At 34.4% G+C, this 22,482-nt stretch carries 20 protein-coding genes; 9 read left to right on the plus strand and 11 right to left on the minus strand.

Translation table 11 applies throughout. The features are described from left to right. The first annotated feature begins 142 nt into the window (after positions 1–142). From F6K06_RS11275 to F6K06_RS11315, 9 genes are all read left to right on the plus strand, one after another. The gene (locus tag F6K06_RS11275; RefSeq protein WP_124145321.1) at positions 143–922 is read left to right on the plus strand and encodes an MBL fold metallo-hydrolase; all 780 of its coding nucleotides are present in this window, start codon (positions 143–145) and stop codon (positions 920–922) included. A 443-nt stretch (positions 923–1,365) separates the two neighbouring features. Then, positions 1,366–1,866, plus strand: coding sequence for a DUF3122 domain-containing protein (locus F6K06_RS11280; RefSeq protein WP_124145320.1), 501 nt, complete (start codon positions 1,366–1,368; stop codon positions 1,864–1,866). A 41-nt stretch (positions 1,867–1,907) separates the two neighbouring features. Further along, on the plus strand, positions 1,908–2,243 hold the full coding sequence (petJ, locus tag F6K06_RS11285) for a cytochrome c6 PetJ (RefSeq protein WP_124145319.1): 336 nt from the start codon (positions 1,908–1,910) through the stop codon (positions 2,241–2,243). A gap of 414 nt (positions 2,244–2,657) precedes the next feature. Continuing rightward, positions 2,658–2,834 (plus strand): hypothetical protein, encoded by a 177-nt coding sequence (locus F6K06_RS11290; RefSeq protein WP_161564562.1) that lies wholly within the window; start codon positions 2,658–2,660, stop codon positions 2,832–2,834. Position 2,835: 1 nt separating this feature from the next. Then, positions 2,836–2,946, plus strand: coding sequence for a GTP-binding protein (locus F6K06_RS11295; RefSeq protein WP_124145318.1), 111 nt, complete (start codon positions 2,836–2,838; stop codon positions 2,944–2,946). Beyond that, a complete protein-coding gene (locus F6K06_RS11300) occupies positions 2,939–3,922 on the plus strand; it encodes a GTP-binding protein (protein ID WP_287241019.1) in 984 nt (327 codons plus the stop codon). Before F6K06_RS11295 ends, F6K06_RS11300 begins: the two co-directional genes overlap by 8 nt. Positions 3,923–4,045: 123 nt before the next feature. Next, the gene (folE, locus tag F6K06_RS11305) at positions 4,046–4,684 is read left to right on the plus strand and encodes a GTP cyclohydrolase I FolE (RefSeq protein WP_287241021.1); all 639 of its coding nucleotides are present in this window, start codon (positions 4,046–4,048) and stop codon (positions 4,682–4,684) included. 282 nt (positions 4,685–4,966) lie between these two features. Beyond that, positions 4,967–5,104, plus strand: coding sequence for a hypothetical protein (locus F6K06_RS11310; RefSeq protein WP_240038973.1), 138 nt, complete (start codon positions 4,967–4,969; stop codon positions 5,102–5,104). Between the two features lie 193 nt (positions 5,105–5,297). After that, positions 5,298–6,740 carry an ATP-binding cassette domain-containing protein gene (locus tag F6K06_RS11315; RefSeq protein WP_161564561.1) on the plus strand — a complete coding sequence of 481 codons (1,443 nt, stop codon included), beginning with the start codon at positions 5,298–5,300 and terminating at the stop codon, positions 6,738–6,740. Positions 6,741–6,857: 117 nt separating this feature from the next. Here the strand turns inward: F6K06_RS11315 and F6K06_RS11320 are convergent, their stop codons facing one another. The 11 genes from F6K06_RS11320 to F6K06_RS11370 form a co-directional block, all read right to left on the minus strand. Next, the gene (locus tag F6K06_RS11320; RefSeq protein WP_124145314.1) at positions 6,858–8,006 is read right to left on the minus strand and encodes a glycosyltransferase family 4 protein; all 1,149 of its coding nucleotides are present in this window, start codon (positions 8,004–8,006) and stop codon (positions 6,858–6,860) included. Positions 8,007–8,704: 698 nt separating this feature from the next. Then, positions 8,705–9,136 carry a type II toxin-antitoxin system HigA family antitoxin gene (locus F6K06_RS11325; protein ID WP_287323240.1) on the minus strand — a complete coding sequence of 144 codons (432 nt, stop codon included), beginning with the start codon at positions 9,134–9,136 and terminating at the stop codon, positions 8,705–8,707. Next, positions 9,090–9,392, minus strand: a complete 303-nt coding sequence (locus F6K06_RS11330) for a type II toxin-antitoxin system HigB family toxin (protein WP_287241026.1) — start codon at positions 9,390–9,392, stop codon at positions 9,090–9,092. Before F6K06_RS11330 ends, F6K06_RS11325 begins: the two co-directional genes overlap by 47 nt. Positions 9,393–9,759: 367 nt before the next feature. Beyond that, complete coding sequence (locus F6K06_RS11335) at positions 9,760–11,295, minus strand: MFS transporter (protein WP_287241027.1); 1,536 nt, start codon at positions 11,293–11,295, stop codon at positions 9,760–9,762. 194 nt (positions 11,296–11,489) lie between these two features. Further along, positions 11,490–12,374 (minus strand): DNA repair protein RecO, encoded by an 885-nt coding sequence (recO, locus tag F6K06_RS11340; protein WP_124145311.1) that lies wholly within the window; start codon positions 12,372–12,374, stop codon positions 11,490–11,492. Between the two features lie 314 nt (positions 12,375–12,688). After that, positions 12,689–13,372, minus strand: coding sequence for a deoxyribose-phosphate aldolase (gene deoC / locus F6K06_RS11345; RefSeq protein ID WP_287241028.1), 684 nt, complete (start codon positions 13,370–13,372; stop codon positions 12,689–12,691). A 545-nt stretch (positions 13,373–13,917) separates the two neighbouring features. Then, on the minus strand, positions 13,918–14,106 hold the full coding sequence (gene rpsU, locus F6K06_RS11350) for a 30S ribosomal protein S21 (RefSeq protein WP_011613894.1): 189 nt from the start codon (positions 14,104–14,106) through the stop codon (positions 13,918–13,920). Between the two features lie 317 nt (positions 14,107–14,423). After that, a complete protein-coding gene (locus F6K06_RS11355; RefSeq protein WP_287241029.1) occupies positions 14,424–15,062 on the minus strand; it encodes a Uma2 family endonuclease in 639 nt (212 codons plus the stop codon). A gap of 69 nt (positions 15,063–15,131) precedes the next feature. After that, positions 15,132–15,773: a Uma2 family endonuclease gene (locus F6K06_RS11360; protein ID WP_287241030.1), complete on the minus strand. Its 642-nt coding sequence runs from the start codon at positions 15,771–15,773 to the stop codon at positions 15,132–15,134. Between the two features lie 83 nt (positions 15,774–15,856). After that, positions 15,857–16,111: a type II toxin-antitoxin system ParD family antitoxin gene (locus tag F6K06_RS11365; protein WP_287241031.1), complete on the minus strand. Its 255-nt coding sequence runs from the start codon at positions 16,109–16,111 to the stop codon at positions 15,857–15,859. A gap of 53 nt (positions 16,112–16,164) precedes the next feature. Then, positions 16,165–22,302 carry a hypothetical protein gene (locus F6K06_RS11370; RefSeq protein WP_287241032.1) on the minus strand — a complete coding sequence of 2,046 codons (6,138 nt, stop codon included), beginning with the start codon at positions 22,300–22,302 and terminating at the stop codon, positions 16,165–16,167. Positions 22,303–22,482 lie beyond the last annotated feature (180 nt).

Raw genomic sequence — 22,482 nt, forward strand, 5'->3', positions numbered from 1 at the left:
ATGTCTATTATTAATTTCCTCTACTCAGCTATCTGCGATCGCCTCTTAACCCTAAGCAACTGATGGCCGATGGACAATATCCCATCAATTGTAATAAATTGTTACAATAATGATTGAAAGATAATTTAATTTTATAAATATTATGCATCTGACTTGGTTAGATAGTAATTCCTGGTTAATTGAAATTGGAGGCAAACAACTCCTGCTGGACCCTTGGTTAGTTGGCCCCCTAGTTTTCGGTAATCTACCTTGGTTATTCAAAGGAGAGAGGCGTACTCCCCGTGCCATACCAGAAAATATAGATTTAATTGTATTGTCTCAAGGTTTAGAAGACCATGCTCACCCTCAGACCCTAAAACAGTTAAACAAAAATATTCCTGTAGTCGCCTCTCCCACTGCAGCAAAAGTAGTACAAGAGTTGGGCTATTCTCAAATAGTCACACTTGCCCATGGTGAGACATATTCTTTTGATAATAGTATTGAAATTAGAGCAGTTCCTGGTTCACTCGTTGGCCCAACTTTAGTAGAAAACGGTTACATTTTTAAAGACCTAAGCACTGACAATACAATCTACTATGAACCACATGGCAGCCATTCTGAAAAAATCAAAGAATTTGCTCCTATAAATGTGGTCATCACCCCTATTATAAATTTGAATTTACCGTTAGTCGGGCCGATAATTAAAGGAAATGAAAGTGCTTTACAAGTAGCTCAATGGTTGAAACCCCAAGTCATGTTACCTACAGCAGCAGGGGGCGATATAGATTTTCAAGGATTATTAATATCTTTACTCAAAGCAGAGGGTAGTGTGGAAGAAACACAACTTCAGTTAACCAAAAATAATCTGGATACAAAAGTAATAGAGGCTCAACCTGGAGAACGTTTTGAACTACAATTAGAACAGAGAGTATTAGCTAATTAGGGTTTGCTGAATAAATCTTTTGGTATGAGCTAGGAGTCAGGAGCAGGAGTCATAAGTCAGGATAAATGGGGAATTTATAGTAGATAGTCGGATATTTTCTCCCTTGATTTTTCTGCAATTATTCTGCCTTTTATCCTAACTTTTTGGTTGCTCAATCTTCAAAAGTTGCACTTTTTTTCGCTGTAAAAAATCTAAAACCTTTACCTGTCAGTGCTTTTATATTTAATCAGCATAGCAATAATTAAACTACATTTAATTAACAGCTTTTAATGATAGTTAGTATATTTTGAAAGCTGCTGACTATTAATGTTATGAAGCTAATTTTTGAAGATTTGAGGTTAATCATATTGTTAATCAAATGCTGCACAACTGACTTCTCCTAACCATAAAACCCTTTAACAGTTTACTATTCCCTATTTCCTATTCCCTAATGCTATAAAAGTATGATTAATTTTCGTTGGATTTTTACAGTCATATTATCCTTGTTTTTGATTATTGGTAATTCTCAACCAGCTTTAGCTTCTATTCATACTTACCCCGAATCTTCTACACAAATCATGTATCGTTCTCGGCAAAGTTTGCGAGACCTTTCAGATAGAGCATGGCAAACTGTACTATATAAAAGGATCAAATCTGGCAAACTAATAACTTTAAACTTACGATTGGTAGGATTTCCTGGAATAATTGAACTAGCTCATCCCCAAAAATTGCAAATTACTACTGGCACTGGTAATATCTGGAATGCAGAGGATATTTTGGTTGATTCTTCTTTTCCTGCTAATGTTGGAGAATATGACTTTTTGGAAGTAATGAAACACTTAAATTATGATGCTCCACTGCGAATAAATATACCTTTGCAAGGTGAAAAATCAGCAGAATTAGTCGTACCAATTTTTGCTGTTAAAGAATGGCATAAATTATTTGATGAAGTTAATTTTTGGTGATTTTTTATTGTATTAGTTTTCATTAATTAAGGAGAAAAAAAGTGAAAAAAATAATTACAGTTTGCTTATTAATATTCACATTGATAAACTTTATAGAAATACCTCCTGCATTAGCAGCAGAAACAGCGAAAGGAGCAGAAATTTTTCAAATTAATTGTGCTGGATGTCATGCTGGAGGAGGCAATATAGTTAGATGGTGGAAAAACTTAAAAATCAGAACTTTGAAAAGAAATAAACTAGATTCTGTTGAGGCGATCGCTTACTTAGTTAAGAATGGAAAAAATAATATGTCTGCTTACAAAGACCGTTTAACAGAAACAGAGATAGAAACTGTATCAGATTATGTATTGAAGCAGGCAGAAAATGGTTGGCATTAGTAAATATAGCTATAAGAGCTAATATTTAAACATTACACATCTCCAGAAAAGAGGAAGTAGAGAGTAGGGAGAAATAATTGATGATTAATGTACAATAATTAATTTTATTTTTGATTATTGGAGATGTCTATTATGGTGTATATGACTTACTGTTGCTTTATTCTTACCAATATGTGGATAAGTATAGCCAAGAATCTTTGTCAAAATTTACGCGTAAGGAAGAAGATTTGAAAAAAAGAAAAATATAGATATTTCCCAAGTTTTTAAACAAACTATGTCAATGGACATCACGATTATCCCACCAATTATCAATGCCCATTCAAAAATAAGATTGAGGCGTTTGTCACTCTATTAATGAAAATTTTCCCGAATCTCCATTGACCATTGACTAGATGTCAAATTTTGATTATGATCATGATTATCATAGAGACCCCAAAAGTAAAATATCCACATATTGAAGCAAATCAGCTCAAAGAATCTCTTAAGTCAACTAGAAATAGCAATTTTCCAGCTAGTCAGCAACCCATATTAACAATGCTTTTCTACGGAATGCTGCGCAAACAACCAGAGGTACTGATAACTGATAACTGAAATGACTGGTTTTCTTGTTAATGACAAAACAACCTTTCTCAATCGTATTCTTCAAAATCAACAAGATTTAAGAGTAGCTGTTTTCGTCAATGAATTTAGCCATAATGAATAATTCACTACAATTAGATATTCCTAAAAGAGGGATGCCAATAACAATAGTAACTGGATTTTTAGGCAGTGGTAAAACAACCTTAATAAATCAAATTTTGCATAATAAGCACAACTTAAAAGTTGCAATATTAGTTAATGAGTTTGGGGACATTAATATAGATAGTCAGTTATTAGTAGATATTAATGAAAATATGGTAGAACTTAGCAATGGTTGTATTTGTTGTACTATCAACGAAGGATTAGTAGATACAGTCTACGAAATTTTAGAACGGGATGAAAAAATTGATTATCTAATTATAGAAACCACTGGTTTAGCAGACCCCTTTCCAATTATGTTAACTTTTTTGAGTACAGAGTTAAAAGATTTAACTCACTTAGATTCTGTACTAACTTTAGTAGATTGTGAAAATTTTACACCAGACCATTTTGATAGCGAGGCAGCTTTTAAACAGATTGCTTATGGGGATATTATTTTACTCAATAAAACAGATTTAGTCTCCCGAGATCGAGTAGATTATTTAGAGTCTTATATTAAAACTGTAAATAATGGAGCTAGGGTTTTGAGAAGTGAGTACAGTAAGATACCATTATACTTAATTTTAGATGTAAATCTATCCAAGCTTCAACCTTATTCTCTAGAAGAGAATAATAATCAGCATGAACTACAAAAAATTCCTAAAAATCATCTAATAAATGATGGTTTTACATCTATTTCATTCCAAAGTAAAAGACCTTTTTCTGCCCTCAAATTTCAACATAATTTTCTAGATGAATTACCAGATAATATATTTAGAGCAAAAGGAATTCTTTGGTTCAAAGAAAGTGAATCAAAACATATATTTCAATTGAGCGGCAAACGCTATGATATGCAAGTAGAGGAATGGTCAACCACTCCGACAAATCAGTTAGTATTGATTGGACGAAATTTGAATCCATTAATGATTCAACAAGATTTAACAAACTGTCTAACTATGTGATACATTAAGAACGGTGATTATCAGAGAAATACAGATAATAATCCTCATAACTAATCTGAAATTTATGTTGGAAAATATCTGCTAAAACGTTCCAAAAAATATTAACCTTCAAACTTTCAAACTATGACTTTATCAACAGCTCCAGAATTTGTTTCTACCGATGAATTGAAAACAAAATCTCAGCCTCCTGTTACAGAAGCTGAAATGGTTCAAGCGGTGAGAACTTTATTAATAGGATTAGGAGAAAATCCAGACCGAGAAGGATTATTAGATACTCCCAAACGAGTTGTAAAAGCCCTAAAATTTCTCACTTCAGGTTATCATCAATCTCTAGATGAATTGTTGAATGGAGCTGTTTTTAATGAAGATATCTCAGAGATGGTTTTAGTTCGAGATATCGATCTTTTTAGCTCTTGCGAGCATCATATTTTGCCTATTCTTGGTCGCGCTCATGTAGCATATATTCCTAATGGAAAAGTAATTGGACTATCAAAAATTGCTCGAATTTGTGAAATGTATGCCCGACGTTTACAGGTACAAGAACGTCTAACAGCACAAATAGCTGATGCACTTCAAGGATTACTTCAGCCTTTAGGTGTTGCTGTAGTTGTTGAAGCAACTCATATGTGTATGGTCATGCGTGGAGTACAAAAACCAGGTTCTTGGACAACTACTAGCGCTATGCGTGGTGTTTTTGCTGATGATGTGAAAACTCGTCAAGAATTTATGAGTTTAATTAAGCATAGTAATTCTTTTCATTAGTTTTTTTAAGTTAAGCGACAATAATTAAAAGTTGATTGGTATTAAAATTTCTGATGATGCTAAGACAAAAAGCATTAATACTAAAATCAGAAAGGAAGAGACTTTTTGCCCCATACTTAGGATGGCTCCTATCGAGTTACCAAGTAGATGAGCATCAATAAATGTAACAGGACTTACGCACCCAAACAAGAAACCGGGTTTATTGCCCTAATTATTGTTTTTTAAAGCACGAAATTTAGTTGCTAAACCTGATTTTTGCGTAAGTCCTGTTTATTAATATTTATGTTTTTCCATGTTACGAAAATACCTAATGAATTAGGTGCAGAAATGACAGAAGGTGTGGAACTTTTTCAGATTCATTGTGTAGGTTGTCATGCTAATGGAGGTAATATTGTTAGATGGGAAAAAATTTCAAAATAGAGACTTTAGAAAAAAATAAACTAGATTTTGTGAAGGTGATCGCTTACTTGGTTAAGAATGGGAAAAATAATATGTAAGCTTACAAAGACTGTTTAACAGAAACAGAGATAGAAACTGTATATGGTTATGTATTGAACTAGGCAGAAAATGGTTGGTGTTAATATTTAATTTAGACCAACTTAGGATGCAAGTAATGCCAGCAGAATCAGAAAAACTAAATCGACAACCTGAAGACTTTCAGCAAGAAATAAAAAAGCTTATTCAAGATAATCAGCTTGATTTAGCTACTAAAAGAGTAATGGATTTTGCTGATGATTTTGCAGTTTATAAAAAACGTAAATATGAAGCAATTGATTTTCAGCGTCGCTATACTAAACTGAGAGAAGATAAACGAAAGTCTAGTTCTTCAGAAGAAACTATCAGGGAAAAATTTTCAGGTTTAACTTTTTCTGTTTTAGAATTTGTTGATTTAATAGTTGAAGAATATAGAAAAGATTACTCACCAATACCCACAGTTGTTCCTCCACAAGAAAATAACAATAAGTCTCCTTCCAAATCTAATTCAAAAGATAATACTACCAATGTTAATAAAAAACATCTAGACCAAGAAAATACCGAAAAAAATATACCAAAAACTTCATACGAACAAATAAAGGAATCATGGAAAAAGCAAAAAAAATCAAGTATTAAAAGCTCTAATATTAATGTAGTAGCTAATATAATAAATATCACCAAAAAATATTCAGGTAGATTAACAGACTTCCAGTTATCTGTATCGGGATTAGAATTAAAATTTGGTGAAATAACCTCTCTTGTTGGTGAAAATGGTAATGGAAAAACGACTTTATTAAGAATAATTGCTGGTGAGTTACACCAAACCAGCGGTATTATTAAATATCCAGGTTTGACAAAATCAAAAGATAAATCTTGGTACAAAATCAAACAACAAATAGCATACGTTCCTCAAGAGTTGCCACAATGGACAGGAACCCTAGTTGATAATCTGCATTTTGCAGCAGCTATTCATGGTATTAGAAGAAAAGAAAATGAAGATGAAGTTGATTTTATTCTCTGGCGACTTGGTTTAGATAAGTATAAAAATGCAAGTTGGAATGAGATTTCTGGTGGTTTTAAAATGCGATTTGCATTAGCTAAAGCATTAGTCTGTAATCCTCAACTTTTAATATTAGATGAACCTTTAGCAAATCTTGATGTTAATACTCAGTTACTATTCTTACAGGATTTAAGATATTTAGCTGATTCTTTTGCTCATCCCAAAACTATACTTTTGAGTTCACAACATTTACATGAAGTTGAAAATGTCACTGATAATATTATTTTTATCAAAGAGGGTTCTGTAGTTTACAATGGTAAATTAAAAAATTTTGGTGAAGATAGGGAAGAAAATGCCTTTGAATTAAGTTGTAACCTATCAAAAAATGAATTAATGGATTTACTTGAAGAAATATCATATACTCAGATTGAAATGGTTGCTCACAATCAATATATTATCAACACCTCAAAAAATGTTGGTAGTAATGAAATAATTAAATTTTTTCTTGATAATAATATTACCTTGAAATACTTTAGAGATATAAGCAGTTCTACTCGACGTTTATTTAAGACAGAAAAATGAAAAATCCACGGCTAATAATAGACTTTTTAAATCCTGGATTTCTCAAGAGATTGGATCGATATTTGTTAAGGTTTTAGCAAGTATTGATACTTGTTATGAATAGTCTGGAATGTGGGTCTAAATAAAACTACTTAACTTTAGATTTCTCTCTCGCAAAACTTCGCCATAAAGCATTTCCAATTGAGCAATATTTCCACTCAAAGTATAACGTTCTAAAACTCTCCGACGCGCTTTTTGACCCAAAATACTAGTTAACTCAGGATGATCCTTAAACAAAGGCAATAAAGTTTGCAACTGAGTAGTAACATTATGAGTATTTAAAATTATACCCGCACCATTCTCCAACACCTCACCATCAGCACCCGCATCCGTCGCCAAACAAGCCAAACCACAAGACATTGCTTCCAACAAAGCCAAAGACAAACCCTCAACCAAAGAAGGTAAAATAAACACATCCGCACCACGAAAAATTTCTATCCGTCGTTGTTCATCACTCACATATCCAAACCAACTAACTCCCTTCACATCGCTATAAAACATTTGCAAAGAAGCAGCTAATGGTCCATCACCAACAATAATCAAATGGCTACCATTTCCCATATCAGAATGTTTCCAAGCCTTAAGTAGAGATTCAACATTCTTAGCTGTGGAAATACGACCTAAATATAGGAATATACGTTGAGCATTTAACTCAGCCTTGAGACTAGACATACCAGGAGAATATTTATCTATATCAACCCCATTAGGAATTACTGCTACCTTTTGACTAGGGACTCCTAATTTCACCAAAAAATCTCTCTGTATTTCAGAAAAAATAATAACTCGGTCATAATGTGCCAAAAAAGGAGCATATAACTGATAAGCCAAAAATTGAGTCCCCGATTTTATATTGCGCGGTTTACTATCAAACTGGGCATGAAAAGTAGCAACTAAAGGAATATTTAGCTCTTCGCAAATTTCAGGCAGTAAGAAATCAAGAGGAGAAAGAGTTAAAGAAGCATGAACAATATCAGGCTTGAGTTTCTGTAAAGCCTCACTCAAAACTTTGCTAGATTTAAGACTAGGTATGGTGTAACCCTGAGATTTGTAGATACAAGGTAGAGACACTTCATGAAATCTTGGCCATTTATCAGGTTCATTATCTTCAGTAGCAAAATGAAGAAAGCTAACCTGATAGCCCCGGTCTAATAGAGCATTGGTTATTTCTCTAGAGTAGGTAACGTTGCCACAAAAAGGATATTTTTTTCCAAGCCAAGCAATATGCATTCAGATGAATAGGCAGATATTATTTTTGAGAGATTTTATCATTGATATAGCAATCCTATTTTATTCGTCTCAAAAATCTTACTGCTTTTTAGGGAACAGGGAACAGGGAACAGGTAAGAGTTTTAATTTTTTTATTTACTTTTTGATTACCCGCAACCTATTTAGAATTGCTATAGACAAAAACGCCTCAGTTTGTAAATAATACCACTTGCTATCTAAAAAGTTAGATAAGCTAGTTATTAGTCATAAGTCAGGCATTAAAAGTCAGAAGTCGGTATACTTAATGTTTGCTTTTTTCTCTCTGTATTTCATTTAATCCTCATTCCTGACTTCAGCGATCGCTACTTGTGAAAAGTTTTAATTATCAATCTGAACTTCTGATTTTAAAATTTTCAACTTTGTCATCAATCTCTGACAAAAAATAGGAAAAATTTCCTGAAATCGCCAACATAGTTTCAATAGTTTCAGCCTTTCCGTGATAGTATAAATGAACAATAATCCAAGGGTTTTTATTACCTAAAAATATTTTACAGCCTGAAACACTTATGATTTAGTTGCTTAGACAGGCGATCGCCTCATATTGATTTAAGGATGACGAACTAATTTTTTCAAGTTACCTATACGCTCGTTTGACGTATTTGCAATTATATGGTATCTAGGAGAATCTATCGAAATCAACTTTATCCATTAACTAAGACCTACAATTGAAAAATAGTTGGAGAGATTTGGAAATAATCTGCTAGAGCTTTTGACTGCCAGTTATTCAAAGAAAGTTTACCATCCATAAGCTGAGAAACTACCTCATCAGAACCAATAATTCCCACTAAATCTTGTTGACTAATTCCGCTTGCTACTATTAAATGCTGTAAAATTTCGTAAGGCTCTACCGGTGTCATCGGATAATTTTCAGTTTCATAGTTTTCTATTAACAAAACTAACAATTTATATAGAGCTTTTTCCTCCTGGGTGAGATTTTTAGCAAAAGTCAACTCTTCTAATACTTCCAAATATGCTTCGTATTCTAGTTCTGTTTCTATAACTTTTGGAGTAAATTTGATTAGTAAATCGCGATAATATGTTTGGTCAAAAGTAAGGGTCATCTTTCCATTTATTCTTGTCGTATTCAGCATGGGTTAAAAAGTATTTATAGTACATAGTTTGATTTTCGTAATTAATTCCAACAATCAAACGGTAACTATTTCCTTTAATATTAAAAACCGTAAAATTTCCTACAGCTTCAGCATCTCGATAAATTCTGCGAACTTCTTCTAAATTTTTCCACTTAGCACTTTTAACAGTTGCGTACCAAGCATTGACTTGCTTTTGAACATCATGCTGATGTGGTGCTAGATCGCGACGGAGATGTCTAATTGAAATTAGATGCATTTATAATTTCCTATGGGCTCTATTTAACAAGTAGTACCCAGTAGAAAAATTTTTGAGAAATGGTATTAGCCCTGCCTACACCCCAAATCTTAATCGGCTAGATAGGGCTTGCTGATTAAATCTAAAAGCATTGATACATAAAGACTTTAGCCTTTTTTGGGTCAAAAAAAGTGCGCCTGTTTCAGCTCTTCATACTCAAAAAGGAGCGTATTTTAGGCGCATAGTTGGGCAGAACAATTCTGAGACAATTCTTACCGAAAAATTGTGGGTATGTGCCTCCCCTTTTAAGGGGATAATAAAGAAAAATTTTCATCTCTTTGTCAATCCTCTTCTTTTCAAGGAGAGGTAATTATTCATTATTCATTATTCATTGTTGAATTCTACCTCCTCGCTCATTCCCATGTCTCCTGTCTCCTGCCTCCTGTCTCCTGCCTCCTGTCTCCTGTCTCCTGTCTCCTGTCTCCTGTCTCCTGTCTCCTGTCTCCTGTCTCCTGTCTCCTGTCTCCTGTCTCCTGTCTCCTGTCTCCTCAAAATTCGGTATAGAAAAGAAACTGAAGAAAATCCCTGCTAATATTGCCACCCCTGCCAAACCAAGAAGAACTGTCGATAAACCCAAAAAAGTTTCTGCAACTCCCGCTAAAGCCAAAGGTAAACTAAGAGCAATATTAACCGCATTATTCTGGAGACCAAATACCTTACCCCGCATTTCTTCAGGAGTTTCAGCTTGAACAGTAGTTTGCATCGGCACTCCCACTATTGCACCAAACATTCCCAAAATACCAATCAAACCCATACTCACCCACAACTGTTGGTTAAATATCGACAAACCAACTAAAGAACTTGCCATTCCTATAGATCCAATGAGACTGAGTTGGAAGTGAGATAACCAATGCCCAAGTTGACCAACTATTCCAGCACCTATAGCCATACCTATGCCAGCAGCAGCTAATAAAAATCCAAATTCTTCAGCCTCCATACCAGGAATAATTTCTGCCAAACGTACAGCTAATACTGCCAAAGCTGCAAAAATAGAAAATAAAATGATTTGTTGAATAATCGCATTACGAACTTGAAGATGATTTTTCAGATAATTTAGGCCATCTCCCAGGTCTTCCAAAATATGAGGTTGTTCCTTTTCACTTAAGTCCTTCTGTTCCCCAGTTTTGATTAAAATTAGTAATAAACCAGCGATCGCATAACTCCCTCCCACAACTAACTCTTTACCAATAGCTTCCCCTACACCAATTTTGCTTACTAAACTATCAGCCAATTCTAATAATGGGTCTCCCACTGCAAAACCAATAATTACAGAAGCCATCATAGTAGTTGTATATAAAGAATTAGCCGAAAGTAGATGTCGCTTTTCTACAATTAAAGGAATTACCGCTTGTTCAGCAGGGGCAAAAAATTGAGTTAGGGTAGAAACTAGAAAAGTTAAAAGTAACATTAAGCAAAATCCCAAAGGTAAATTGCCCAGGTTTAAATCGTTAGACAGCCACAATATTAGTGGCAGAATCAAAACTAATCCTCCTCTTAGTAAATTAGTGGCCACTAATACTATCTTTTTCGGCCACCTATCCACATAGACACCAGCTCCAGCTCCAAATAGCACCGCAGGAATAGTAAAAGCAATCATAATTGCCGATACCCATCTACTTATAGTTTGGTCTGCTGCTTGGAATTGATTAGCAATAATAGCGATCGTGAGTACCAGATAAACTTTATCTGCAAGTTGGGAAAATACTTGACCGCCCCAGAGGATTAAAAATTTACCATTTTTCAGTACTGGCAAAAGTCCACGTTCGGGTTCTATGTCTGCTAAGGATGCAGCCGAAATAGGGTCTGCTTTTGGTTGTGTTTGTTCTTTTTCTGTTGTATTTAACTCGGAATCAGACAATTGCATTTTTTATTAAAGGAGATATAGATTCTAAATAGGGCTTGCTGATTAAATATCAAAGCATTGACTGATATTGGTTTCAGCCTTTTTTAGTCAAAAAAAGTGCGCCTGTTTTTGGTCTGAAAAACTCAAAAAGCTAGTATTTTGGGATGATTATGGCAGAAAAATCACTCTTACAATTCTTACTCCTACCTCCTCGCTCATTCCCCTAACTCCTGTCTCCTGTCTCCTGTCTCCTGACTCCTACCCATACCAAAAGAATTTCCATACGCAAATCCTAAATAAGTATCGATAAGAGCCGCAGAGCGGATAGAGTAACCCAAATGATATTGAGTATATTTTCTTAAAAGTTTTTCAACGATGACCCAATCTTGATGAGAAGTAAGTTCTACCTGAGCGTTGAGCTGAGGTTGAGCTAACTGCTGAAATAGTGAAAGTTGATTGGCATTGAGCATAGTATTTATCCTAACTTGCTGCTGTGAAGATGAAATCACAGAAGTATGGGCAAGTTTAATGGTTCCACCTGAATCTATACTAAATCCCACTTGCCAATTAGGATGATTAAAGTTTGGCTGTAATGGACGTCCAGTAATACAACAGATTTGTACTTGGGGGGCAATTCCTTCTATGGCTAATAGATGATAAATGCCATGAGCTAGATATGATATAAGTTGGGTATGCCAGAGGCGGTCGGTTTTATTTTTTAGTTTTTCGATACGTTCCAAATGTTCGCTGAGAAGATAGAAAAGTTCTGCTTGGGGATGTTCGCTCAAGGCTTGATGGAGAACTAATTCTGCTAAGTATTGACCTGCTGCTAGTTTTCCTAAGTTTTGACTAAGACCCGCATAGGATAATATGGTTTCTGCTTGATTTATTCTATCAAGCGATCGCCCCTGGGAAATTAATAATTGATTTACGACAAATAGTTCACTTCTGCCCCCCAATTTGGATTTTGGCTTCCTCACTCCTGGTGCTACTACTCGAATCAAACCATATTCTGGAGTCAAAATGGTTAATAAACGGTCTGATTCGCCTATGGGTATAGCTTTAAGATTTATTCCAGTTGCTTTGTAAGTTCGGGACATATTTTCAGAAGGAAGAGGGAAGAAGGAAGAAGGAAGAAGAAGTTTAGAAGTCAAAAGTCAAAAGTCAAAAGTGAAGAAGAAGTTAGAAGTTAGAAGTCAAAAGTCAAAAGTCAAAAGTGAAGAAGAAGTTAGAAGTTAGAAGTCAAAAGTCAAAAGTAAAGAATAAGTTAGAAGTCAAAAGTCAGGATATCAATAATATTTAATTAAATAGTTATAGAGATCTCCAATAGTCAAAAATAAAATCAATTATTGCACTCTTATTCATCATATTCCCTTCTGCTTTCTACCTTTTGCCCTCTGCCTTCCTTCATGTCTTATTTTAATTCCGATTGGTCTTTTTGCTGTTTGAGCAATTCTAGGCCACGAGATGTACCTAACCGAGTAGCACCCACAGAAATTAGATCTACTGCTTGCTCATAAGTTTTAATTCCTCCAGCAGCTTTAATTCCCACATTAGTCTTGGTCATTTCTTTAAGCAGTTGCACGTCCGCCACCGTTGCTCCACCATACCATCCCGTATTAGTAACAATAAAGGCCACACCAGAATCCATTAAAACTTCTGTCGCTAATCGTTTCTCTGCTTCTGTAAGTAATGCCATCTCTAAAGTGGCCTTGACTGCTTTACCAGTTTCCTCTGAAATTTCCGCAATCTCCTGATGTAATTCATTAGTCTGGCCTGTTTTGATGTGACTCAAATTAATCATCACATCTAATTCTGAAGCGCCATTTTCTACTGCTTCTGAAGCTTCATATAATTTAGCTTGACCAGTAGTTTGACCATGAGGAAAACCAATCACAGTACAAACTTTTGGATGTTTCCCATGGAGAAATTCGGCTACTTGTTTGACGTAGTAAGGATATACACAAACTGAAGGAAACTTAAATTTTTCAGCGTCCGTACAGAATTTTGAAACTTCTTCTGGGGTGGCGGTAATTGTTAATAAAGAGTGGTCAATAAAAGGGGAAATATCTATAAGTTCCGGCTGTTCTACAGCCATTTTTTTCTCTCCCAAAATATAGTGTTAAATTCAGTTATTAAATTAATATTAATTTAGCAGAAAATAGTTACTTATAAATATTATTTTTGAGATATAGAGTTTTTCACCATAGGTGAGGTACAGTTGTTTTTTTCTTTGCTGTTGCTTGTTATCTAAAAACCATAACTTTGTACCTCACCAAATATTAGGAATTGCTAATGTTTAGTTCTTTTGTTGTTATACCAATTCCCAAAAGTATTGACTTCTTTAGGACAGTACTTCAGTTATTAACTAATTAGCACAAGTAATATCACTTTTTTACTAATTTCAGCTCAGTTCATGTTAATTATTCTTTTGTTTGCTTCTCCCCAACTCCTCAGCTCACCCACTCCCCAACTCCCCTGCTCAACAAAGTGTAGAAAAGTTTTTGAGAAATGGTATTAGTAGTGTCAGGGAGACGCCTGGGTGCGTCTCAACAACAGTTATCTTAACAGCTTCTTAATGACTTATAGACTTAGAAAGACACTAATTGACAACAAATTCAAATTACAATAAAGCAATAAAGATTAATAGCGGGAACGTCTTTTCCTTTGTTTCTGTAAAGCCATTGCTTTACGCTTCCGTTTTTCAATAGGGGTCTCAAAGTGGCGATGTTTTTTCATATCTGGGAATATTCCAGCTTGAGAAACTTGTCGCTTAAACCGACGTAATGCAGATTCAATTCCTTCATTTTCTCCTAGTATCACTTGGGTCATCTATGCATTATCCTCCTAATAGATATTTTGACTTTATTTTTGTTTTGTGGAGCAAAAGCAGTTAGTCTTTGCTAGTTCAGTTTACAGAAAGCAAGGTTAGCCAATTTTGGCTACTACTCTAAATCGCTCTAACAGATTCAAGTATATTAGCATAAATCATCTAATCTTTAAATAAGGAAGAAGGAAATGGTCTAATTGTGGTATAATTGAAATCAATACTTAAAGTAAAAAAAGAATAGGTGTTTGACTTATGTGGATGATAAATCTTTGAATCTTAGAGATGTTTTTCACCCCTATTCCCTATTCCCTATTCCCTGCTATTGAAACTGATTGAATAACCAAGTGTAAATTGGGATTTGATTTTTTTGACGAGTGCGTTGCAGTACTTCCTCTAAGAAAGAAATTGCTAAACCAGGCAAAACTTGAGATTGGTTAATTCTTTGACTACCTCTATTGGCAATGGCAAAGGCAATAACCTCCACATTCTGCACGTCAATTATCCAATATTCAGCAACATTCATTGCTTCATACAACAAGCGTTTTTCCCCTTTATCATCAGCAAGGGAAGTATTGGCAACTTCTATAACTAGGTTTGGTGGAGGATAAATATCTAGCTCAATAATAGATGTTTCCGGAGGAATTACATCTGCATTTTCTCCAATATAATAGGAAATGTCTGGTTGAGCTTCTCGAAGTCCAGTTTTGCGGTAAGTGCAATTATCTATACAGGTGAGGTTAATGCTTTTGATACCAGCAAATACATTAATTGCTGTGATGATAACTGCATGGTCTCTTCCGTGTTTGAATCCTAATGGTGACATTTCGATTCTGAGTTTTCCTTGATTGTAGTAACTTTTGGCTTTTTCGTAACTTGGGTCTTCAATAATTTGGATATATTCTTCCCAAGTTGCTGTTATCCAAGTGTCTGTGGGTAATTGTGTTTGAGTTTTGTTCATGGGTTTACAGGAAAAAAGGTGTATTTTTTATTATAGCTAAAATAGGCGATCGCTCTACCTTAGCAAATTCTACGACTGAAACTGATTGAATAACCAAGTGTAAACTTGAGCTTGATTTTCTTGACGACTGCGTTGCAGTGCTTCTTGCAATAAAGAAATTGCTAACCCTGGCAAAACTTGAGACTGGTTAATTCTTTGACTACCTCCATTGGCAATAGCAAAGGCAATAATTTCTACCTTCTGTACGTCAACTATCCAATATTCAGCTACATTCATTGCTTCATAGAGCAAACGTTTTTCCCCTTTATCATCAGCAAGGGAAGTATTGGCAACTTCAATAACTAGATTTGGTGGAGGATAAATATCTAGGTTAACCATAGAAGTTCCCCAAGGAACAACATCAGCATTTTCGCCAATGTAATAGGAAAGATCGGGTTGAGTTGCTTGACATCCTGTTTTGCTGTAAGTGCAATTATCTTTACCAGTCAGGGTGATGCTTTTCGTGACGGTAAAGAGGGTAATTGCTGCGACGACAAGTATATGGTCGTTAGAATGATCGCTTCCTAATGGTGACATTTCGATTCTGAGTCCTCCGTTGTGGTAGTAAACTTTGGCTTTTTCGTAACTTGGGTCTTCAATAATTTGGGTATATTCTTCCCAAGTTGCTGTTATCCAAGTGTCTGTGGGTAGTTCGGTTTGGGTTTTGTTCATGGGTTTACAGGAAAAAAGGTGTATTTTTTATTATAGCCAAAACTGGCGATCGCTTTTTTAAGAAAAATACTTTAGTTTTATTTTTACGATCGCTTGACACTTCTTTCTCGCACTGCTTGACGAATTTCATCCCAGTCTTGTGCAGTCATCGGTTCGGCGGGACCAGACTCTATACCTTGGATTAACTTTGTTTCTAAGCGTTGCTTGGTTTGGCGTTGTTGATCTTGCTGCACTAGGAGCATAAAATACTCACTGGCATTTTTATAACTACCAAGTTGTAGTTGTTCTTCGAGGTAGACTCGCAGGGAGTCGGGTAGAGAAATTATTATGTTTTCCATACGCTCGAATAATTATGAAGTTAAAGAATATAGTAGGGTTTTTGAGGAAGGTCTTAATCGCAAAGATGTTTTATATCTTCATTTTCAGTAGTTTTCAGATAAGCACTCGCCCAATTACAAGCACGGTTGAGTAAGTCGTCTAAGTCTGCATTTAATAGCAATACTCCTGACTGGTTTTGTACAGCGATCGCTTTCCCATCAGGACTAAATTTTTCGCCTAAGAATGAATTGGTTGTGTAGAGTTGGGTTTTTTTGGTAAAAATGCCATTGAGTAGATGGAGTGTTACTTTACCATAGTCGTGTTCGATGGCTAGGATATTACCTTTAGGACTGAAACTAATACTCTCAACTGACTCATTATCATTCTTGATCCGTTTTTTCCGTTTTTTCTTCTCAATATCCCATAATATAACAGTATCATTATTACTAACTGAAGCGATCATTTTGCCGTCAGGACTAAAAGTTGCCTTACTGACTATATCTGTATGATCCTTAAAAATGTCGATAAGTTTTCCGTCCAAACTCCAAACTTTTAGTGTTTCATCATCACTACCAGAGAGAATATGTTCACCATCAGGGCTGAAAGTTACAGTGTTTACCTCATCGTCTTCTTGAATAGTTCTGATTAACTGACCATCTCTCTGCCAAATTTTAATAGTTTTATCATCGCTACCAGAGACAATTTTTGTTCCATCAGGGCTAAAGCTAGTACTATTTACCCAAGCACTATGACCTTTGAAAGTTCTGATTAATTGACCATCAATACTCCAGAGTTTCAAAGGATATTCTGTTTTACCCCAAGCAATTGTTTTGCGGTCTGAACTATAGCCTAGAATTCCAGAAAACTCCTCACAAAATTCAGACTCTATAGGAGTTTTTAAATTTTTACCATCAAGCTGCCAAAATATTAAGGTATCACATTTATAGCCTTCACTAATAGAAGTAATAGTATTATCCTCATCTTCAAAACTAACTTCTTTTCCCTGAAAAGCTTTAAGATAATTACCTTTTTTATCCCAAAAAATGACTGTTTCTTCCCCATTAATATCGTTGTCATTACCAATAGAGGCAAGAATATTTCCATCAAGACTAAAAATTATTTCTTTAACAGGATATTTATGTCCTTGAAGAGTTTTTATTTGACTACCATCCTTACTACTCCAAAGCTTAATAGTCCGATCGTTACTAGCTGTAGCAATTATTTCACCATCAGGACTAAACTTAACATCATTAATTTCCCCATAATGTCCCTTCAAAATTGTGATTAATTTTCCATCACTATCCCAAAGTTTGACAACATTACTAGAAGTAGAAACAATAAAGTTACCGTCTGGATGTAAATTAATATTATTGATGCCATAATCATAAATTTGATACGGTTTTATGGGAGTTCCATCACTTTTCCAAAGCTTAATCGCACTATTTTCTTGTCTTTGATAATTATAGCTAAGAGTAATAATTTTCTTGCTATCCCGACTAAAATCTAAACTTCTTACTTTATCTATATGTTCTAGTTTGCGAATATAATTACCATTTATTCTCCAAATTTTGGCAAAATTATCATCACCAATAGAAGCAATAATTTGACTATCTGGACTGAAAATAACCTTTTCAACTTTCTGGTAATGCCCACCTAAATCTTTAATTAATTTACCATTAAGGTTCCATAATTTTACCTGATTATAGCTTTTAGTAGCAATTATTTGTTTGTCTGGACTGAGAATTATTTTTTCAATTTTTTTATTATCACCATCAAAAGAATTAATTAGTTGACCATTCCTACTAAAAAAATTCACTTTATCGTCGTTTATAACTGTAACAACTTGACTGTCTAGGCTAAAAATAATGTCTCGTAGTTGTTGATAATCTCCATCTAGTTCTGCAATTAATTTACCTTTGTTAGTCCAGAGTTTTATTTGATTGTAACTGACAGAAACAAGAATCTCACTATCTGGACTAAAAGCAAGTTTTTTTACTTCATTATGTTCTAGGCGTTGTAGGGGAAATCCTTTGCTATTCCACAACTGAATAAACTTATTATTACTAATAGCTGCAACTCTTTTTCCATCAGAACTAACACTAATATTTTTTACAGAGCCAGTATTTTTCTGTAAAGCTATTTCTCCCTTATCAATGTTCCACAGTTTAGGATAGTAACTGTAGTCAGTGCTGTTTGTAATGAAATTTTGATTGTCAGGACTAAAACTAAAAGTGTAAGAATTAGGTACAATTATTTTTGTTAGAAAATCTTGATTATTCTGTAAGACTTCTACTTTTCTCAAACTTTTGTTAATTCTAGTAATAGTTGCACTTAAAAGTCGATCAAAACTACTTATATGTTCTTTTCTATCAAGAAAAGGATGTTTCCATAAATTATCTAGTTGCCAAAATCTTACTGTATCATCTTCGCTGGCTGATACTAGAAACTTATTATTCGGGCTCAAACCAATATCAGAGATATTTTCACTATGCTTATCTGCTTCACCTAAATAGAAATAAAAGTCATCATTGTATCTGAAAAGTCCATTCACAAAATTTTGACGATGCTTTGAAACGTTAAATATTAATTGTCTATCATCACTAATAACATTATGAGTATAATCTTCTAAAGATTCACCATGTATTTTAATAAGTTCGCCATTCACTTTATAAACTTTAAAATCATTGCCTCGACTAGAAAAAATAATAGTTTCATCATCTATAAAGTCAATATTAGTCGTAGCATAATTATCAATATCTACTTCTTTTTCTTCATCAATAAACCAAAGTTTTACATTATCATAATCATCAGCAGAAGCAACAATTTTACCATTTGGACTAAAAGTAACTTGAGTAACAGGAGCAGTATGACTATCAAAAATTTTAACTAAATTACCATCTTTTATGTTCCAGATTCGTACTATTTTATCTTTGCAAGCTGTAGCTAAAAATTGATTATCTGGACTAAAACTAATATCCAAGACATCATCATTGTGTTCTAAAACTATAGGCTTTTTACTACCATCTATCCACCTAATTATTGCCCGATCATCTTTACCAACAGAAGCAACTATTTTACCATCAGAACTAAAGTCAACCTGGGTAATATCATCACTATGTTCTTTAAAAGTTTTTTCCTTTTGACTACCATCAACCCACCAAACTTTTACCGTGTCATCCTTACTTCCCGTAGCAATCATTTTCTCATCATTACTAAAGCTAACATGAGTTACATCATCCTCATGTTCTTCAAACCTATTAAACTCTTTTACTTCCTGAATTGCTGTACTTAATTCTGACAAAACTTGCAGCTTAGTTCCTGGAGTTGCTCCAAAGGATAACCATTTTAATTTCTTTCCTGCTTCAATAGCAGATACTAACCGATCTAATTCTGTATTATCCTTAGAAGCTGCACTTAAACCTGACAAATAACTGTTAATTCCGAATAAGGTTGCAGCAGTAGCAACTGCTCCTATTGTTAATAACATTCCCCCTAGAGTAAAAGCAGCACGACGGGCAGAATTTAGTTCTTTTCGTAACGCCTCATTTAACATTTTTTCTGTCTGTTTGCGCAGCTCTCTTTCCTTCTCCAACTCAGCAGATATCTGAGCCACTTCTGACATTTCTTTTCTGACAAAATATGCCAAATAATCGTGAACTAATTGATAATTCTCTGAAGGACTTGCGGGAATTCTAAAAACCAACCTAGACTGAACCAAAACAGTTAAAATTAATTCCATCCGTTCGGGTTTTTCTGTATATTCCTCTAGTTCCACCCGACTTTTGAGGGGGCGAGTATTATTCTCGTCTGTGAGGAAATATAAAACTACTTTTGCTAACCTTTCGTTCTCTGGTCCACAATACTTAATTACCTCTTCTAAATACCGCCCGACGAAAGCTTGTTTCGGACCATTTTCTTGATATTCTACTAAAGTTGTAATATTCTCATTTTGCAACTGCGACCCCACAATTTGTAACTCAATTGGTCGCACAGTATTCAAATTTCCTGCTAAATCTTTCACTAATTCATCTATTAATTCTGGGGTTAAAGTAAAAGTAGTTTGAGATGTTATCCCTTGAATTACCGACTTAGCATTTTTGATAGAAAAATCACCAATATAATAGATATGCTTTTTACTGAGAATGTCGTTATTAATAATATCTAAACTGACCAGACGATTACATTCTAAAAGATAGTTGATGAAATCTTCCCGCAGAGAAATAATTACATTGATAAAAGATATTTTCAAACATTCTTGGAGAAAATCATAAAATTGTAGTCGTTGATTTATATCCTTATTATTAAAGAAAAATTCCTCAAATTGGTCGAAGATTAAAACAGTGACTTTATTCTGCTTTTCCAGCGCTCTTAAAATTGACAGTAAGTCATCATTAGAAATAGTCTTCAAAGTCCCCCTTTCTAAGGGGGATTTAGGGGGATTATATTCCCTATTTTCCAACTCTGAAATAGCCTTTACCAAACTATCACCAAGATTTTGCCTCCAATTAGTATAAACTTGCTGCAAAACTGGCAAAATATCCCTAGAATCTACAGAGTCTCCTTTCAAAATAGGAATTAATCCAGCTTCCACTAAAGAACTTTTACCAACCCCAGAAGAACCATACAAAATTGTGAATCTATGGTGAGAAACTTTAATCCGACTGACTAAATTCTCCACATCTGGCAACCTACCAGAAGTAGCTATTTCTTGAGTTAGTTTTTTTGATGCTTGAATCGAGGATAAAGCTGGATTAGAACGATGTTTTCTTGGCTGTAATTTCCCGGCTCCAATGAAAGCTTTAATAGAAAATTGAGTCTCAATTTCTTGTTGTTCTAGTTTTTGATTAAATGCCCTTAAATAATCTCCTCTATGGAAATAACAATTTCCCAATTCTTTCAAAATCAACCGATAAAGTTCCGGGTCATAACTAGGTTTAGTAATACTTTTTGCTTCCTCTAAAGTTGTAACTGCTGTTTCGACTTGCTCAAGATTTTTTTGAGCTTTAGCTAAAGAAAATAAATACCAACCTTTGTGATAGTGGAGTTCCCAATCTAATACTGGGTTAGTTTTTTCAGAATCATTCGATATTTCATCAATAGATTCTGCTAGTAAAGATAATGCTTGTTCAGCTAATTCTTGAGTTTTATGCCAAACTTTTCGATTCGACTTAACTTCTGCTAAAAATCCATAAGTTCTTGCCATTCTAAATTTTGTTTGATGATTTTGATGAATATTTAAAGCCTTTTCAGCAACTTTTTCCAACTCATCCCAATCCAAAAGTCGATGATTAACCTCTGCCAAATAGTTAATAAATCTATCTACTAAATCACTTCTTTGAGCAAATTCAAAACAATCTATACATTCCTGAAAATAATCTTTTGCGCGTAGACAACTATGCTGATATTCCTGACGATTTTCTTCAGCATAGTCTCGCCACCATAAACCCAAATAAAATAACAAATATCCTTGTTTTACCAGATTATTATTTTGTTTCCACAACTCTAAACTCCGCTCATAATGTTGCCGAGATTCCTCCAAATCATCACCTAATCTTCCCAGAGCAAATTCTAAACTTGCTTCTAATTCTGACTCTATTTTTACCCCACCATTTAATAACTCTTGAAAAGCCGCCTTAAGTTGGATATCTGTGCAACTATCAAAATCATCTTTGCCCAGAAAAATATTCCCAGACTCAAAGGTTTTGCGATAAACATCTTCGCTAGTTGACCGAATAAAATCAACTACATTATTAGTAGAAGCTTCAAAATCAATTGTCACTGCCCAACTATAAAAATCTGGAGCCAAACGAATCATTTCAGCTAACACATTATCCGTCACCCACAGCACCAATGGAAAGTGAAAATTGTCGCTAAATTCTCCCCGAATTTGATTAGCACTAGGCAATAGTCGAGAAATTTCTTTCACAGACTCTAAACCCAATACCATTAAAGCTTGAAATTGTTCATTTCCTATTTGTTTTTCAATAGTAGTATAGAGAGTAATAGCAGATGGTTCTAAATTAAGTTGCTGAACTTTTAGAGAACAGATATTAGCTAATATTTGTATAAGATTATGTTGTAAACTCTTAAAATTACAACGAGCTAAAATCAAGGAAAAATTTTTCCCTTCAGCTTCAAGAGCAAAAGCTAATTCCTGTAAAGAATTTTGATTTTTATGTGAAAGATTTTCTAGTTTGTTTGGGTTTGTCATAGTGTTATATTGATTATGCTCGTAGTCGTTCCAGTAGTGGACTGTTTCACCTAAAATAGTGCAATAGACGTAGGTTGGGTTGAGGAACGAAACCCAACAAACGAAACCTAACAGTAGCAAGGTTTTGTTGGGTTTATCCTACGGATAAGCTACGCTAACACTGCCGTACCGCTACTTGGT

The sequence above is a fragment of the Okeania sp. SIO1H4 genome (assembly GCF_010672695.1).
GTDB lineage: Bacteria > Cyanobacteriota > Cyanobacteriia > Cyanobacteriales > Microcoleaceae > Okeania > Okeania hirsuta.